At 68.2% G+C, this 16,932-nt stretch carries 14 protein-coding genes; 7 read left to right on the plus strand and 7 right to left on the minus strand.

All coding sequences use genetic code 11. The features are described from left to right. Positions 1 to 105 precede the first annotated feature (105 nt). The 4 genes from rplI to rpsF all read right to left on the minus strand — a co-directional run bounded on the left by rplI (position 106) and on the right by rpsF (position 1,808). Positions 106 to 552, minus strand: a complete 447-nt coding sequence (gene rplI / locus ACWD01_RS04760; protein WP_356893920.1) for a 50S ribosomal protein L9 — start codon at positions 550 to 552, stop codon at positions 106 to 108. Positions 553 to 570: 18 nt separating this feature from the next. Further along, positions 571 to 807, minus strand: coding sequence for a 30S ribosomal protein S18 (rpsR, locus tag ACWD01_RS04765; protein ID WP_003956534.1), 237 nt, complete (start codon positions 805 to 807; stop codon positions 571 to 573). A gap of 42 nt (positions 808 to 849) precedes the next feature. Then, on the minus strand, positions 850 to 1,443 hold the full coding sequence (locus tag ACWD01_RS04770; RefSeq protein WP_451158079.1) for a single-stranded DNA-binding protein: 594 nt from the start codon (positions 1,441 to 1,443) through the stop codon (positions 850 to 852). A 74-nt stretch (positions 1,444 to 1,517) separates the two neighbouring features. Continuing rightward, positions 1,518 to 1,808, minus strand: a complete 291-nt coding sequence (gene rpsF / locus ACWD01_RS04775; RefSeq protein ID WP_356893924.1) for a 30S ribosomal protein S6 — start codon at positions 1,806 to 1,808, stop codon at positions 1,518 to 1,520. A gap of 270 nt (positions 1,809 to 2,078) precedes the next feature. On the opposite strand from rpsF, the gene ACWD01_RS04780 reads away from it, so the two are divergent. The 3 genes from ACWD01_RS04780 to ACWD01_RS04790 all read left to right on the plus strand — a co-directional run bounded on the left by ACWD01_RS04780 (position 2,079) and on the right by ACWD01_RS04790 (position 4,802). Beyond that, on the plus strand, positions 2,079 to 2,393 hold the full coding sequence (locus ACWD01_RS04780; RefSeq protein ID WP_356893926.1) for a hypothetical protein: 315 nt from the start codon (positions 2,079 to 2,081) through the stop codon (positions 2,391 to 2,393). Between the two features lie 176 nt (positions 2,394 to 2,569). After that, positions 2,570 to 3,688: a lipid II:glycine glycyltransferase FemX gene (locus ACWD01_RS04785; RefSeq protein ID WP_451158082.1), complete on the plus strand. Its 1,119-nt coding sequence runs from the start codon at positions 2,570 to 2,572 to the stop codon at positions 3,686 to 3,688. An 82-nt stretch (positions 3,689 to 3,770) separates the two neighbouring features. Further along, the gene (locus ACWD01_RS04790; protein WP_451158084.1) at positions 3,771 to 4,802 is read left to right on the plus strand and encodes an alanine racemase; all 1,032 of its coding nucleotides are present in this window, start codon (positions 3,771 to 3,773) and stop codon (positions 4,800 to 4,802) included. Between the two features lie 57 nt (positions 4,803 to 4,859). Here ACWD01_RS04790 and ACWD01_RS04795 read toward each other — a convergent pair whose 3' ends face one another. Both ACWD01_RS04795 and ACWD01_RS04800 read right to left on the minus strand, forming a co-directional pair. Beyond that, entirely contained in the window at positions 4,860 to 6,431 is a 1,572-nt protein-coding gene (locus ACWD01_RS04795) for a glycosyltransferase family 87 protein (RefSeq protein ID WP_451158086.1), read from the minus strand. Positions 6,432 to 6,581: 150 nt separating this feature from the next. Next, entirely contained in the window at positions 6,582 to 9,221 is a 2,640-nt protein-coding gene (locus ACWD01_RS04800; RefSeq protein ID WP_451158088.1) for a transglycosylase domain-containing protein, read from the minus strand. 357 nt (positions 9,222 to 9,578) lie between these two features. Between ACWD01_RS04800 and ACWD01_RS04805 the strand changes: the two genes are divergently transcribed. The 3 genes from ACWD01_RS04805 to ACWD01_RS04815 all read left to right on the plus strand — a co-directional run bounded on the left by ACWD01_RS04805 (position 9,579) and on the right by ACWD01_RS04815 (position 12,784). Further along, entirely contained in the window at positions 9,579 to 10,295 is a 717-nt protein-coding gene (locus ACWD01_RS04805; protein WP_451158090.1) for a helix-turn-helix transcriptional regulator, read from the plus strand. 58 nt (positions 10,296 to 10,353) lie between these two features. After that, a complete protein-coding gene (locus tag ACWD01_RS04810) occupies positions 10,354 to 11,436 on the plus strand; it encodes an inositol-3-phosphate synthase (protein ID WP_451158092.1) in 1,083 nt (360 codons plus the stop codon). 76 nt (positions 11,437 to 11,512) lie between these two features. After that, positions 11,513 to 12,784 carry an MFS transporter gene (locus ACWD01_RS04815; RefSeq protein ID WP_451158094.1) on the plus strand — a complete coding sequence of 424 codons (1,272 nt, stop codon included), beginning with the start codon at positions 11,513 to 11,515 and terminating at the stop codon, positions 12,782 to 12,784. 140 nt (positions 12,785 to 12,924) lie between these two features. On the opposite strand, the gene ACWD01_RS04820 is transcribed toward ACWD01_RS04815, so the two are convergent. Next, a complete protein-coding gene (locus ACWD01_RS04820; protein WP_451158096.1) occupies positions 12,925 to 14,391 on the minus strand; it encodes a CCA tRNA nucleotidyltransferase in 1,467 nt (488 codons plus the stop codon). A gap of 178 nt (positions 14,392 to 14,569) precedes the next feature. Here ACWD01_RS04820 and ACWD01_RS04825 point away from each other — a divergent pair, with 178 nt between their 5' ends. Next, positions 14,570 to 16,915 carry a DUF6049 family protein gene (locus ACWD01_RS04825; protein ID WP_451158098.1) on the plus strand — a complete coding sequence of 782 codons (2,346 nt, stop codon included), beginning with the start codon at positions 14,570 to 14,572 and terminating at the stop codon, positions 16,913 to 16,915. The last annotated feature ends 17 nt before the right edge of the window (positions 16,916 to 16,932 follow it).

Consider the following 16,932-nt stretch of genomic DNA (forward strand, 5'->3'; position numbering starts at 1 on the left):
TGAAACAGACCGGCTTTGAGACACTCGGCAGACGTTCCACAGAGCGCGGAAAGGGCCGCACCCCGAGGGGTGCGGCCCTTCCTGCTGCTCAGCAGAGCACAGCGCTTACGCGGCGACAACCTCGACGCCGACCTGCGCGGCGACCTCGGGGTGCAGACGCACGGACACCTGGTGCGAGCCCAGGGTCTTGATCGGCGAACCGAGCTCGACGCGACGCTTGTCGACCTCCGGGCCACCGGCGGCCTTGATCGCCGAGGCGACGTCGGCCGGGGTGACGGAGCCGAAGAGGCGGCCGGCGTCGCCGGAGCGAACGGCGAGGCGCACCTTGACGGCCTCGAGCTGGCCCTTGATCGAGTTGGCCTGCTCGATGGTCGCGATCTCGTGGATCTTGCGGGCGCGGCGGATCTGCGCCACGTCCTTCTCGCCACCCTTGGTCCAGCGGATCGCGAAACCGCGCGGGACCAGGTAGTTGCGAGCGTATCCGTCCTTGACGTCCACGACGTCGCCGGCGGCACCGAGGCCAGAGACCTCGTGGGTGAGGATGATCTTCATGTCTAGGTCACCCTTCCCTTATCGCGCGGTGGACGTGTAGGGCAGCAGCGCCATCTCACGGCTGTTCTTGACGGCCGTGGCGACGTCACGCTGGTGCTGCGTGCAGTTGCCGGTCACGCGGCGGGCACGGATCTTGCCGCGGTCGGAAATGAACTTCCGCAGCATGTTCGTGTCCTTGTAGTCCACGTAGACGGTCTTGTCCTTGCAGAATGCGCAGACCTTCTTCTTAGGCTTGCGCACAGGCGGCTTCGCCATGGTGTTTCTCCTGTGTGATCAAGAAGTGTGGTACAGGCCGCCCTAGAAGGGCGGCTCGTCCGAGTAGCCGCCGCCGGAACCGCCGGAGCTTCCGCCCCAGCCGCCCCCGCCCTGCTGCTGGCCGCCGCCGGCCGGAGCACCGGTGGCCCAGGGGTCACCGGCGGGTGCTCCGCCGCCCTGCGGCTGACCGGCGCCGGGGCCGCCGCCCCAGCTACCGCCCTGCTGCTGGCCGCCGCCGCCACCGCCGCCGTAGCCGCCCTGGCCACCGCGGCCGGTGGTCTTGGTGACCTTGGCCGTGGCGTTCTTGAGGCTGGGGCCGACTTCCTCGACGTCCAGCTCGTAGACCGTGCGCTTGACGCCCTCGCGGTCGTCGTAGGACCGCTGCTTCAGCCGACCCTGCACGACGACGCGCATGCCCTTCTGAAGCGACTCGGCGACGTTCTCCGCCGCCTGACGCCAGACCGAGCAGGTGAGGAAGAGGCTCTCGCCGTCCTTCCACTCATTGGTCTGACGGTCGAAGGTGCGGGGAGTGGACGCGATGCGGAACTTCGCGACCGCCGCACCGGACGGGGTGAAGCGCAGCTCGGGGTCGTCGACGAGATTGCCGACGACCGTGATGACGGTCTCGCCTGCCATGGGTGAACCTCTCGGCGGGGATTGCTTCTGGCTGCTTGCTGCTACTCGAACCCGATGACCTCTGAGCTAGCTGCTCAGTGGGTCTCGGGACGGAGGACCTTGGTCCGGAGGACCGACTCGTTCAGGTTCATCTGGCGGTCGAGCTCCTTGACGACCGCAGGCTCGGCCTGCAGGTCGATGACCGAGTAGATGCCCTCGGGCTTCTTCTTGATCTCGTAAGCGAGACGACGACGGCCCCAGGTGTCGACCTTCTCGACCTTTCCGTTGCCCTCACGGACAACGGAGAGGAAGTTCTCGATCAACGGAGAGACAGCGCGCTCCTCGACATCGGGGTCGAGGATGACCATCACCTCGTAGTGACGCATGTGGAACCCACCTCCTTTGGACTCAGCGGCCACGGTCGATCCGTGGCAGGAGGGTCGTGATGCGTGAGCAACGGTATCGGCAGCCACTGACAATCCCTCTCGTCGAGTGGAGATCGCCACGTGGCCTGGGCAGACACCGGTGCAGACCGTACACAGTACCCGCACTGGGGCTTCCGGTTGAAATCCGGTGACCGATGGCCGCAATCTGTACACATCGGGTGCGCGCGGCGCTACCATGCGCCGCCTTCCGGCACAGCCAGGAGGTGCCTCATGGCACAGGCAATGCGACGTCAGTCCCCCGCTTCCCTCCTCAACACGGACGGCAAGCCCCATCCGCTCCAGGACACCCTGATGGCGGTGACACTGGTCCTCGGCGCCCTTGCCTTCATCACGGCGATGTTCCACAACCTGCATCTGCTGAGCTCGTGGGCGGGGCTCGTCGGGATCGTCACCGGTGCGTACGGGCAGTTCATATCGGTGACGACCCGTGAGCGCTTCCTGCTGATCATCGGACTCGGCGCATCTGCCGTGGGGTTCTTCCTCGGAATGGCCCACGGCGGCCTCTTCGGCGGCGTCCTCGGCTGAGCCCCGGCCGGCAGCGCGAGGAAGCGGGAAACACGACAGACAGGGGAGCGGGAGCGGGCCGGTCACGACCCGCTCCCGCGCACGCCCATTCGGGGCCCGGCCGCAGACCAGTAGGCTTCGGCGCGAGAGCCGGAGCCCCTGACCCATGGGGACACACCTGCCGAGGAGCGCCCCGCATGAGCCTGACCCTGAGGACCATCAGTCGTGAGCAGCATCTGGCCTACATCCAGACCCTGCCCTCGGCCAGTCACTGCCAGGTCCCGGCATGGGCGGACGTCAAGACGGAATGGCGCTCGGAGAACCTCGGCTGGTTCGACAAGAACGGTGAACTCGTCGGCGCGGGCCTGGTCCTCTACCGCCAGCTGCCCAAGATCAAGCGCTATCTGGCGTACCTCCCCGAGGGACCGGTGATCAACTGGTACGCCCCGAACCTGGACGACTGGCTGCAGCCGATGCTGGCGCACCTCAAGAACCAGGGCGCCTTCTCGGTGAAGATGGGCCCGCCGGTCGTCATCCGCCGCTGGGACGCGCCGGCGATCAAGGCCGGTATCCAGGACCCGGACGTGAAGCGCCTGCGGGACGTGGAGGCGACGCACATCGAGCCGCGCGCCTTCGAAGTGGCGGACCGGCTGCGCAAGATGGGCTGGCAGCAGGGCGAGGACGGCGGCGCCGGCTTCGGTGACGTCCAGCCGCGCTTCGTCTACCAGGTGCCGCTGGCGAACCGCTCGCTCGACGACGTCCTCAAGGGCTTCAACCAGCTGTGGCGGCGCAACATCAAGAAGGCCGAGAAGGCCGGTGTCGAGGTCGTCCAGGGACGCTACGAGGACCTCGAGGAGTGGCAGCGGCTGTACGAGATCACGGCCGAGCGCGACCGCTTCCGGCCGCGCCCGCTGTCGTATTTCCAGCGCATGTGGACGGTGCTCAACAACGAGGACCCCAACCGCATGCGGCTGTACTTCGCGCGCCACAACGGGGTCAACCTGTCGGCGGCGACCATGCTCGTCGTCGGCGGCCACGTCTGGTACTCCTACGGCGCCTCGGACAACATCGGGCGTGAGGTCAGGCCCTCGAACGCGATGCAGTGGCGGATGCTCCGCGACGCGTACGCCATGGGCGCCACCGTCTACGACCTGCGGGGCATCAGCGACTCGCTCGACGAGACGGACCACCTCTTCGGTCTGATCCAGTTCAAGGTCGGCACCGGTGGCGAGGCCGTCGAGTACGTCGGCGAATGGGACTTCCCGCTCAACAAGCTGCTCCACAAGGCGCTGGACCTCTATATGTCGCGCCGCTGACGCCGACGCGGACGACTCCGTAGTCTCGTAGCTCTCGTACAGACCTGACAACCGCAGCCACCAGAAAGGTTCCGGGCCGGCCATGGCGCTCTCCCTCTACGTCGACACCGCTCGCTGGCGGGCGCACCAGAAATCGGTGATCGACCAGTTCCCCGGTCTTGTCCCGGTCTGCAAGGGCAACGGCTACGGCTTCGGACACGAACGGCTGTCGGAGGAGGCCGCGCGCTTCGGCGCCGACATGCTGGCCGTGGGCACGACGTACGAGGCGGCACGGATCAAGGACTGGTTCGGAGGCGACCTGCTGGTCCTCACGCCCTTCCGGCGCGGTGAGGAGCCGGTGCCGCTGCCGGACCGGGTGGTCCGCTCGGTCTCGTCGGTCGACGGCGTGCACGCGCTGGTGGGCGCGCGGGTCGTCATCGAATGCATGAGTTCGATGAAGCGGCACGGCATCTCTGAACAGGACCTCGGCCAGCTGCACGCCGCCATCGAGGACGTACGGCTGGAGGGCTTCGCCCTGCACCTTCCGCTGGACCGCACGGACGGTTCCGACGCGGTCGAGGAGGTCATCGGCTGGATGGACCGGCTGCGCGCCGCCAGGCTCCCGCTGCACACGATGTTCGTGAGCCATCTGCGCGCCCAGGAGCAGGCCCGGCTGCAGCAGCAGTTCCCGCAGACCCGCTTCCGCGCCCGCATCGGCACCCGGATGTGGCTCGGCGACCACGAGGCGACGGAGTACCGCGGTGCGGTGCTCGACGTCACGCGCGTGGCCAGGGGAGACCGTTTCGGCTACCGCCAGCAGAAGGCGGCGTCCGACGGCTGGCTCGTCGTCGTGGCGGGCGGCACGTCGCACGGCGTGGGCCTGGAGGCCCCCAAGGCGCTGCACGGAGTGATGCCGCGCGCCAAGGGTGTGGCACGGGCCGGTCTGGCGACGGTCAACCGCAATCTGTCGCCGTTCGTCTGGGCCGGCAAGCAGCGCTGGTTCGCCGAGCCGCCCCACATGCAGGTCTCGATCCTCTTCGTGCCCGCCGACGCCCAGGAGCCGAAGGTCGGGGACGAGCTGGTCGCGCACCTTCGGCACACCACCACCCAGTTCGACCGGCTGGTCGACCGCTAGACCGGCCCGCCGGCCCCTCCGGAGCCGCCACGCGGCGTCCGGAGGGCGGCAGAGGGCTCAGACGGACGGCTGCGGCCCCGTACCGCCTCCGGCGCCGGAAGAGCCGGCAGGGGCGGAAGCGGCGGCTGAAACGCCCCACTCCACGCGCAGCCCTTGCTCGGTCTCCGCCGCGTCATGGCGCGGCGGCTGCTGCGCCGCCCCCAGGACGAACACGTCCGGCGCGCCGTCGAGCACGCCGCCACCGGGATCGTCCGAGCCGTCCTGGCGCACACCGTCGCGTTCCGGCATGAGGATGTCGCGCACGATCACGGCGCACAGATACAGCGTCCCGAGCAGGTGCAGCGCGATGGCCAGCTGGTAGCCCTCGACCGGCAGCCCCTGGTGCTTGGCGCTGGTCGTGTAGGCGAGATACATCCAGATGCCCAGGTAGTACATGACCTCGCACGCCTGCCAGACGAGGAAGTCGCGCCAGCGGGGCCGGGCGAGCGCGGCCAGCGGAGTCAGCCACAGCACGTACTGCGGCGAGTAGACCTTGTTGGTCAGGATGAACGCGGCCACGACCAGGAAGGCGAGCTGGGCGAAACGGGGCCGGCGGGGCGCCCTCAGGGTGAGCAGGCCGATGCCGGCGCAGGCCAGGAGCATCAGCAGGGTGGCGTAGGTGTTGACCTTCTCGACGTCGATCGATTCGCCGGTGCGCTGCGTGATGATCAGCCAGAAGGAACCGAAGTCGATCCCTCGTTCCTGGCTGAAGGTGTAGAACTTCTTCCAGCCCTCGGGCGCGAGCAGCATCACGGGCAGATTGACGGCAAGCCAGGCGGCGGCCGCGCCCAGCGTCGCCGTGGTGAACTCGCGCCATTTGCCGGCCCGCCAGCACAGGAGCAGCAGCGGCCCCAGCAGCAGCACGGGGTAGAGCTTGGCAGCGGTCGCGAGTCCGATGAGGATGCCGAACGCGAGAACCCTGCCGCGGGACCACATCAGCATCGCCGCCGCGGTCAGCGCCACGGCGAGCAGGTCCCAGTTGATCGTGGCGGTGAGCGCGAACGCCGGAGCGAGGGCGACCAGCAGCCCGTCCCAGGGGCGCCGGCGGTGGGTCCGGGCGACACAGACGGCGATGATCGCGGCGCAGATCATCAGCATCCCCGCGTTGACCATCCAGTACAGCTGCTGCTGGTCCTGGCCCGAGCTGCCGCCCAGGCCGCTGAACCAGGAGGCGACCTGCATGAACACACCGGTCAGCACGGGGTACTCCAGGTACTCCATGTCGCCGGGAAGCCGGTCGAAGTAGGGGATCAGCCCTTTGGAGAAGCCGCGGCCCACGAAGAGGTGGGGGATGTCCGAGTAGCAGGCGTGGGTGTACTGCGAGCTCGTTCCCCTGAACCAGGCCCAGTTGTAGCAGGGCAGTTTCTGCACCATGCCGAGCGCGAACATCCCGATGGCGACGAGCGCCACCACGTGCACGGGCGTGAACCGGCCGTTGCCCCCGCGCAGTGCCCACCGTCCCGCCGGGCCGCCGATCAGCTCGCTGCCTGCCGCGGCGATCCGGTCACGCCGCGTGGGCCGCACGTCGGGGGGCTCGGGGCGTGCGCCGGGCGGGTCCTCGTACACGCTCGTCTGTTCTGCGCTGGGCATGGTGCACATCCTGCCGTACGGAGCCAGGGACACGGCGAGGGCCGCCGCCCCGGTGTCCGGCGCATCTGGTGCGCCTTCCGGGTGCGGCGGCCCTCGCCGGTGGTGCGGGACGAGCGCCGTCAGCCGTCTTCGGCCGGCGACGCCCTCACGTCACTCTTCTCCGTCGGAGCCTCCGAGGAAGCCACCGCCACCGTTGCCGTTTCCGCCACCGTTGCCGTTTCCGCCGGTCTCCGTGCTGCCGTCACTGGTGGTTGGCTCCGGGCTCGTCGTCACGCCCCCGTTGCCGCCGCCCTCGTCGGTGCCGCCGTCGGTGCCGCCGTCGACGCTGCAGGTCCAGTCCTCCCACGGGTTGCAGGACTCCGTGGGCCGCCCCGGGGTCTTCGACGGCTTCTGGGACGGGGTCTCCGAGGGGCTCGGGGACGGGGACTGGGAGGGGGATTCGCTCGGGGTCGGCTTCGGGCTGGGGGCGCCGCCGCCGTAGACGGCCTCACCGTCGATGGGCTCCGCCTCGGGGAACTTCATGACCTTCTCGCCCTTGAGGGCGTTCGACATGTAGTCCTGCCAGATCTCGGACGGGAACGACGAACCGTGGATCTTGTCCTGGCCACCGGTGTCGTACATCTCGAGGAACTCGCGCTTCTTGCTCTTCTCGTCGTCGTCGAGGCGGTACATGTCGATGGCCGTCGCCAGCTGCGGCGTGTACCCGACGAACCATGCCGACTTGTTGCCGTCGGTCGTACCGGTCTTGCCCGCGACCTCGCGGCCCGGAATACGGGCGTTCTTGCCGGTGCCCTTCTCGACCACATCCACGAGAACGTCGGTCACGTTGTTGGCGACGTTCTTCTCGAAGACCTGCTTGTCCTCCTGCTCGTTCTCGTAGATCTTCACGCCCTCGGACTCCACGAACTTCACCGAGTACGGCTCACGCTGCTCGCCCTCGGCGGCGAAGGTCCCGTAGGCACTGGCCATGCGGATGGCGCTCGGCTCGGAGATGCCGAGCGAGAAGGAGGGCACGTTCCCCTTGGTCAGGCTGGACTCGAGCAGACCTGCGTCGATGGCCGCCTCACGGACCTTCGGGATGCCGATGTCCATGCCGAGCTGCACATAGGGGGAGTTCGCGGAGTGGATCATGGCTTCGCGGAGACTGATGTTGCCGTAGTCCTCCTGACCGTCGTTGGTCTGGAGCCACTCCTTCCCTTCCTCGTTGTGCCAGACGCTGCCGTCCCAGTTCTTGATCTTCAGCTTGTTCTTGCCGCTGTACCGGCTCTTGTCGGGATTGACGATCCGGCGCGTCTCGGCTCCCTGGTCAGGACCGAGTTCCGGATCGCGGACTCCGTCGCGCATCGCGGCGGCCAGGACGAACGGCTTGAACGTCGATCCGACCTGCGCGCCGGTCGCGTCGGAGTTGTTGGTGAAGTGCTTCGTCGCGTCCTCACCGCCGTAGATCGCGACGATCTGGCCCGTCCGGGGATCGACCGAGGCGCCGCCGAACTGGACGTGGGTGTCCGTCTTGGGGCGCTTCTTCGGGTCGATGTTCTCCTTGATGACCTTCTTGACGGCCTTCTCGAGCTCGGCGACCTTCTTCTTGTCGAAGGTCGTGTGGATCTCGTAGCCGCCCTTGGAGAGGTCCACTTCCTTGTCGTAGCTGTTGACGAAGTTGGCATTGGCCAGGTCGACCAGGTAACCGATCTGGCCGCCGAGCTGCGCGTTCTTCCGCGGCTCCTGGATGGTGGGAAGCTCGGTGTACTTCTGGCGCTCCGCGGCGTCCAGGCGGTTGTCCTTGACCATCTCGTCGAGGATCCACCGCCAGCGCTTCGTCAGCCGCTCGCGGTTGTCCTTCGGCGTCGCCGCCGCGTCGACGGAGGTGGCGCCGGCCGGGTCGAAGTAGGTCGCGCCCTTGAGGAGCGAGGCCAGGACGGCGCACTCGCTCGCGTTCAGATTCTCGGCGTCCTTGGCGAAGTACGTGCGGGCGGCGGCCTGGATGCCGTAGGCGCCCCGGCCGTAGTAGGAGGTGTTGAGGTAGCCCGACATGATCTCGGACTTGTCCATCTCCGAGTCGATCTTCATGGAGATGAACAGCTCTTTGAACTTACGGCTGAGCGTCTGCTCCTGGTTGTCCAGCCGCGCGTTCTTCACGTACTGCTGGGTGATGGTGGAGCCACCCTGGGTCTGCTCGCCCCGGGCCATGTTGAACAGGGCGCGGCCGATACCCATCGGGTCGATACCCGAGTCCTTCTCGAAGGTCTTGTTCTCCGCCGAGATGACCGCGTTCTGCATCTCCTTGGGGATCTTCCCGATGTCGATGATCTGCCGGTTGACCTCACCACCGGTCGCGACCATCTGGGAGCCGTCTTCCCAGTAGTAGACGTTGTTCTGGGCCCCGGCGATCTTGGCCGGCTCGGGGATCCCGACCATGGCGTACGCGATCGTCCCCGCCGCCATCAGGCTGGCCAGGAACCCCAGGAACAGTCCGGTGACGAGCTTCCACGACGGCACCCAGCGGCGCCATCCGTACTTGTCATGGCGCGGGTAATCGATCAGCCGCTTCTTGCCGGGCGGGGCGCCGCGGCGACCCTGGACGTCATGACCGCCGGCACCGCGGCGGCCGCCGCCCCGCTGCGCGGCACGCCGGGCCTCGGCTCGGCCCCCGTAGGGGCGCTCCTCGCCGTGGGAAACGGAGGAAGAGGCCGCCGGGACGCCCCGACGGCCTGAAGGCTGCTGGGCGGCGCGTCTGGCCGCGGCACGCCCGCCACCCTGTGGCTGCGGCTGTTTGCGACGGTGCTCGCTCATCGAACGACTACTCCTCGGGCAGGCAAGACGCCTGGAAGCGGCAGTTGAGTTCCGGTCCCCCCGAAATGGACACGGACATGCCCTGCGAGGGGCTCGTCCGTCGTGCATCCACGGCGATGACGCGTGGGGGCGTCACATGGTTCCCGGTGGTCTGCATCCGCACAGACTACGCACGGCCAAAACCACCTAGGCCTGAAGTTCGCCCCAAATCAGGCACTCGACACCGCCGTATTGACGATGTGACGCCGCTCACTGCGGGCCCCCTTGTCGCCGCAGTCGTGCCGTTCTATCGTGCTGATGTATCGACTCGATACATCAGCACGGCATAAACGATCGGGACCGGCGAAGGAGGCGACTGTGAGCAGGCGCTCCGGCATCCTCGAGTTCGCCGTTCTCGGTCTCCTCCGTGAAGCCCCGATGCACGGATACGAGCTGCGCAAGCGGCTCAACACGTCACTGGGGATCTTCCGGGCCTTCAGCTACGGGACCCTCTACCCCTGCCTCAAGACGCTGGTCGCAAACGGCTGGTTGATCGAGGAACCGGGGAATGCTCCCGAGGACGCCCTCGCCGCCTCGCTCGCGGGTCGGCGCGCCAAGATCGTCTACCGGCTTACGGCGGAAGGCAAGGAGCACTTCGAGGAGCTGCTCTCCCACACCGGGCCGGACGCGTGGGAGGACGAACACTTCGCAGCACGCTTCGCCTTCTTCGGACAGACGGAGCGCGAGGTGCGGATGCGGGTGCTCGAGGGCCGCCGCAGCCGGCTGGAGGAGCGCCTGGAGAAGATGCGCGCCTCGCTGGCCCGCACCCGCGAGCGCCTCGACGACTACACCCTCGAGCTGCAGCGCCACGGCATGGAGTCCGTGGAGCGCGAGGTGCGCTGGCTCAACGAGCTCATCGAGAGTGAGCGGGCAGGGCGGGATCAGCGACGACCCTCGCCCGAGAGCACCGCTCAGCAGGACGACACATCAGGAGCGAAGGACGGCCTGCCCCGGCACAGGGACGACGAGTCCTCCGGAGGGACATCTCTCCAGGGCTCCACCTCGCCGGATCCGTCCGACGACACCACCAAGTGAGACCCCGCACCGCAGGGTTTCATCAGAAATACCGAGATCACACAGGGAGCAACCGCCAATGGGTTCGGTTCGCGTAGCCATCGTCGGCGTGGGCAACTGCGCCGCCTCGCTGGTGCAGGGCGTCGAGTACTACAAGGACGCCGACCCGGCCGGCAAGGTGCCGGGTCTGATGCACGTCCAGTTCGGCGACTACCACGTGCGTGACGTGGAGTTCGTGGCCGCCTTCGACGTGGACGCCAAGAAGGTCGGCCTCGACCTCTCGGACGCCATCGGCGCCAGCGAGAACAACACCATCAAGATCTGCGACGTGCCGAACACCGGCGTCACCGTTCAGCGTGGTCACACCCTCGACGGTCTGGGCAAGTACTACCGCGAGACCATCGAGGAGTCCCCCGAGGCCCCGGTCGACATCGTCCAGACCCTCAAGGACAAGCAGGCCGACGTACTGGTCTGCTACCTGCCCGTCGGTTCCGAGGACGCCGCGAAGTACTACGCGCAGTGCGCCATCGACGCCAAGGTCGCCTTCGTCAACGCTCTTCCGGTCTTCATCGCCGGGACCAAGGAGTGGGCGGACAAGTTCACCGAGGCCGGCGTCCCGATCGTCGGTGACGACATCAAGTCCCAGGTCGGCGCCACCATCACGCACCGCGTCATGGCGAAGCTCTTCGAGGACCGGGGCGTCATCCTGGACCGCACGATGCAGCTGAACGTCGGCGGCAACATGGACTTCAAGAACATGCTCGAGCGCGAGCGCCTGGAGTCCAAGAAGATCTCGAAGACGCAGGCCGTCACCTCGCAGATCCCCGACCGTGACATGGGCGAGAAGAACGTCCACATCGGCCCGTCGGACTACGTGGCCTGGCTGGACGACCGCAAGTGGGCCTACGTGCGCCTCGAGGGCCGTGCCTTCGGTGACGTCCCGCTGAACCTGGAGTACAAGCTCGAGGTCTGGGACTCCCCGAACTCGGCGGGTGTCATCATCGACGCCGTGCGCGCCGCGAAGATCGCCAAGGACCGCGGCATCGGCGGCCCGATCCTCTCCGCGTCCTCGTACTTCATGAAGTCCCCGCCGGTGCAGTACTTCGACGACGAGGCCCGCGAGAACGTCGAGAAGTTCATCCACGGCGAGGCCGAGCGCTAAGCGTTCACGCCTGCCGACGCGGAGGGTCCCCGGGTGGTAAGCCCGGGGACCCTCCGCGTATGTGACGCTTGCTCGCATGCCCGTCGTACGTGATCTGCGCGTACTCCTGCGCCTGCCGAACTTCCGCCGACTACTGACCGTACGGTTGCTCTCCCAGTCGGCCGACGGCGTCTACCAGGTCGCCCTCGCCGCGTACGTGGTCTTCTCTCCGGAGCGGCAGACCTCTCCGGCGGCGATCGCCTCCGCCATGGCCGTGCTGCTTCTCCCGTACTCCTTCATCGGCCCCTTCGCCGGAGTCCTGCTGGACCGCTGGCGGCGCCGGCAGGTGTTTCTCTACGGGAATCTGCTGCGGGCCCTGCTCGCCGGCTGCACCGCCCTGCTGATCCTCGCCTCCGTCCCGGACTGGCTCTTCTACGCCTCGGCCCTGTCCGTCACGGCGGTGAACCGCTTCGTTCTGGCCGGGCTCTCGGCAGCGCTGCCGCGTGTCGTCGACGCCCCCGACCGTCTGGTGATGGCCAACTCCGTCTCACCCACCGCCGGGACACTGGCCGCCACCGCCGGCGGCGGTCTTGCCTTCCTCGCCCGAGTGGTCGGTTCCGGCTCGGACGCCGTGGTGGTCCTGCTCGGAGCGGTGCTCTACCTCTGCGCGGCCCTCGCATCACTGCGCATGGGCCGCGAACTGCTCGGTCCCGACCAGGACGTGGTCCAGCCCCGTCTGGGCGCCACGCTCGCCTCCACCGCACGCGGACTGCTGGACGGGATGCGACACCTGGGCCACCGCCCGGCCGCGGCCCACGCGCTCGCCGCAATGACGCTGCTGCGGTTCTGCTACGGGGCGCTGACCGTCATGGTGCTCATGCTGAGCCGCTACTCGTGGTCCACCGACGAGTCGGGCGGACTCGCCCTGCTCGGCGTGGCTCTCGCGTTCTCGGGCGCCGGCTTCTTCGCGGCGGCCGTGGTGTCGCCGTGGGCGATCGGCAGGTTCGGCAGGTTCGGATGGATGGTGGCCTGCGCGGCGGCCGCCGCCGTCCTGGAGCCGGCCCTGGCCCTGCCGTTCGCCGCCGGCCCGATGCTGGTCGCCGCGTTCGTGCTCGGCCTTGTCACCCAGGGCGCGAAGATCGCCACGGACACCGTGGTGCAGACGTCCGTGGACGACGCCTTCCGGGGCAGGATCTTCTCTCTCTACGACGTGCTGTTCAACGTCGCCTTCGTCGGCGCGGCGGCCGTCGCCGCCCTCATGCTTCCCCCTGACGGCCGGTCGGTTCCGTTGGTCGTCATGGTCGCGGTGATCTACGGGGCGGTGGCCGCCATCTTGGGCCGTTGGAGCCGGGCCGGCCGAGAGCTATAGCGTGCCCGCATCATTCGACCCGACCCCGCCGCAGCTTTCCGGCCCGGGGTCGATGTTTCACGTGAAACGGTCGGCACCCGGCCGTCGGCTGAACGTCAAAGGGCGCGATGTTTCACGTGAAACATCGCGCCCTTTGACGTTCAGGACTGAGCCGCCCACCACTCCTTGAGCGCCGACACCGCGGCCTCGCGCTCCATCGGCCCGTTCTCCAGCCGCAGATCGAGGAGGAAGGCGTAGGCCTTGCCGATCGCCGGACCGGGGCCGATCTCCAGGATCTCCTGGATCTCGTTGCCGTTCAGGTCCGGCCTGATCGCGTCCAGCTCCTCCTGCTCCTTGAGCTGCTCGATGCGCTCCTCGAGCCCGCCGTAAGCGCGGGAGAGGGCTCCGGCCTTGCGCTTGTTCCGCGTGGTGCAGTCCGACCGCGTCAGCTTGTGCAGCCGGTCGAGCAACGGCCCCGCGTCGCGCACATACCGCCGAACCGCGGAATCGGTCCACTCGCCGGTTCCGTAGCCGTGGAAGCGCAGATGCAGCTCCACGAGTCGCGAGACGTCCTTGACCATCTCGTTCGAGTACTTGAGAGCCGTCATCCGCTTCTTGGTCATCTTCGCCCCCACCACCTCGTGGTGGTGGAAGGAGACGCGGCCGTCCGGCTCGAACCGCCGCGTGCGGGGCTTGCCGATGTCGTGGAGCAGGGCGGCCAGCCGCAGCACCAGGTCGGGCCCGTTCTCCTCCAGGGCGATGGCCTGATCCAGCACCGTCAGAGAGTGCTCGTAGACGTCCTTGTGGCGGTGGTGCTCGTCACTCTCGAGCCGCAGCGCCGGAAGCTCGGGCAGCACATGGGCGGCGAGGCCCGTGTCGACCAGGAGCGCGAGCCCCTTACGGGGGTGAGCCGACAGCAGCAGCTTGTTCAGCTCGTCGCGCACACGCTCGGCGGAGACGATCTCGATGCGATCCGCCATGGCCTTCATGGCGGACACCACCTCGGGCGCCACTTCGAAGTCGAGCTGCGCGGCGAAGCGCGCGGCCCGCATCATGCGCAGCGGGTCGTCGGAGAAGGACTCCTCGGGGGTACCGGGGGTACGCAGGACCCTCAGGGCGAGGTCTTCCAGACCACCGTGCGGATCGATGAACTCCTTCTCCGGCAGCGCCACGGCCATCGCGTTCACCGTGAAATCGCGACGGACCAGGTCCTCCTCGATCGAGTCGCCGTAGGAGACCTCCGGCTTGCGCGACGTCCGGTCGTACGCCTCCGACCGGTAGGTCGTCACCTCGATCTCGAAGCGCTGCTCGGCGTCCCCGACCTGTCCGTTCTTCTGAGCACCGACCGTGCCGAAGGCGATGCCGACGTCCCACACGGAATCCGCCCACGGCCGGACGATCTTCAGCACATCCTCCGGCCGGGCATCCGTCGTGAAGTCGAGGTCGTTCCCGAGCCGGCCGAGCAGCGCATCGCGGACCGAGCCCCCGACCAGTGCGAGACCGAATCCGGCATCCTGGAAACGGCGGGCCAGATCGTCGGCGACAGGCGACACCCGCAGCAATTCACTCACCGCGCGGCGCTGCACCTGGCTCAGGGCAGTGGGGTTGTCTTCATTGGCGTTCGGCACAACAGAAAAGGGTACGTGCCCGGGCCGACCGGGTCGTCCCCGTTTCTGAGCGCGGTACGCACCTCCTGATCTTGCGGACCACTCCGCGGCACTTCGACACAGCGGGCCTCGTTACCATGCGTGGACGCAACAGGCGGAGAACCACCCAAGGCAGCAGACGACGAGGGACGGACAGCGCGTGGCCGAGGCGGCAGACTTCCAGGGGATGCGCATCTCTCCTGCGCGCCGGTGGCTGCGTCGGACAGCCTCCCTGATCACCGGCGTGCCACTCGTGGCCGGACTGCTGTGCGGTCCCGCCGCGACGCCGGCCCATGCGGCGGAGGAGCCCACCGGGTCACGGACCGTGGATGTGTCCCTGGACACGCTCACGCCCGAGGCGCCCGGTGAGAAGGACCGGATCACCGTCTCGGGAACAGTGGTCAACAAGGGCCGGCAGACGATCACCGATGCCCATGTCGATCTCCGGGTGGGTCCGGAGCTCGTCGGCCGGACCGCCGTCGACCGGGCCGCGAAGAGAACCGGCTACACCTACGGTGTCGACGCTCCGACGATCAACGACAAGTACAGCGTCGAGCTCCCGAAGCTGGTGTCCGGCGTCAGCTACGACTTCACCCTCTCGGTGCCGGCCGACGAGCTCCCCCTCGACGACGACGGCGGCGTCTACCAGCTGGGGGTCTCCCTCGCCGGGCAGACGTCGAACCAGTCATACGAGCAGGTGCTGGGCATCGAGCGGACCTTCCTCCCCTGGCAGCCGAAGGGCATGGAGAAGAAGACACACCTCACCTACCTCTGGCCGCTGATCTCGTCGACGCATCTCACCTCGGAGACCGGTTCGGACGAACAGCAGACGCCTGTTTTCGAGGACGAGGCCCTGGCCGCCGAGCTCGCCCCCGGCGGACGGCTCGACCAGCTCGTCTCGCTCGGCAGGGAGCTGCCGGTCACCTGGGTCGTCGACCCGGACCTCCTGGCCACGGTGGACGCCATGAGAGGGAACTACCGGGTGAAGGCCGGCGACTCCACCGTCCCCGGTGAGAACCAGGATGTGGCCAAGCGATGGCTGAACGCCCTCGAGGCCGCCGTCAAGGACAAGAAGGTGGTGGCTCTCCCCTTCGCGGACCCGGATCTCGCCTCGCTGGCGCACAGGGGGAAGTCGGTCTCCGGTTCGCTCAGCCACCTCCAGCCGGCCACGGCGGTGGCTGAGGTGACGGTGGAGACGATCCTCCATGTGAAGCCGTCGCTCGACTTCGCCTGGCCGGTCGAGGGCGCTATCGACTCCTCGATCGTCGATGTGGCCACTTCCGCCGGGGCGCACAAGGTGATCGCCCGCAGCGACAGCCTTCAGGACAACCTCTCCTACACGCCCACCGCGGCCCGCCCCATCGGTGGCGGCACGACGGCCGTGGTCGCCGACGCCCGGCTGTCGACCGCCTTCCAGGGCGACATGACCCGCGCCGGCGAGTCCACGCTCGCCGTACAGAACTTCCTCGCGCAGTCGCTGGCCCTCACCCTCCAGGACCCGGAGAACCAGCGGAGCATCGTCGTGGCCCCGCAGCGCGTGCCCACGATCGCCCAGGCCCAGTCCATGGCCCGCGCCCTGCGGGCGCTCGAGCCGCAGCGCTGGACGCAGCCGGTGGACCTGGTCGCCGCGGCGTCCGCCAAGCCTGACTCCGCCGCGAACACCAAGGTGCCCGCCGCCTCCCGGTACCCGGCCCGGCTGCGCAAGCAGGAGCTGCCGGTCCAGGCCTTCGAGGACATCCGGCAGACCCAGAGCACCCTCGACAAGTTCAAGGTCATCCTCACCTCCGCCGACCGCGTGGAGGCCCCCTTCGGGCGCGCCGTCGACCGTGAGCTGTCGACGGCCTGGCGGGGCAAGCCGGCGGCCGCACAGCAGTACCGGTCCGGGGTCCATTCGTATCTGCAGAGCCTCACCGAAGAGGTCCAGCTGATCGAGAAGTCGGACGTGACCCTCTCGGGGCGCAGCGCGACCATCCCGGTCACGGTGCAGAACCAGCTGGTCCAGGGCATCGACGACCTTGTACTGCGGCTGAAGTCCACCAATCCCAACCGACTCCACCTCAACGGGGAGCGGAACAAGGGAGTGGCGGAGCAGCCGATCACGGTCGAGGGCGGCCACAGCCAGTCGGTGAAATTCCCGGCCTCCGCCAACGCCAACGGCCAGGTCCAGATGACCGCACAGCTCTACACCGCCGACGGCACCCCCTACGGCCGGCCCATGTCGTTCACGGTGAAGGTCTCGGAGATCACCCCGACCGTCATGCTCGTCCTCGCCGGCGGTGTCCTCCTGCTCGTCCTCGCGGGCGTCAGGATGTACACCCAGCGCAAGCGCGCCGCCGCAGCGGCCGCGGATGCCGATGCCGATGCCGATGCCGCAGACGATCACGACACGGCTGACACGGAGAGTGACACCGACGGCTCCGATCCCGAGCAGCCGAGTGACCTCGGGCCTGACACCGGACCGGAAAGCGGTAACCCGTCGGGCGCTGGTGAGAAAGTGGACCGTTGAGCGATGTCGTGGCCGGT

This window comes from Streptomyces sp. NPDC002835, assembly GCF_053591995.1.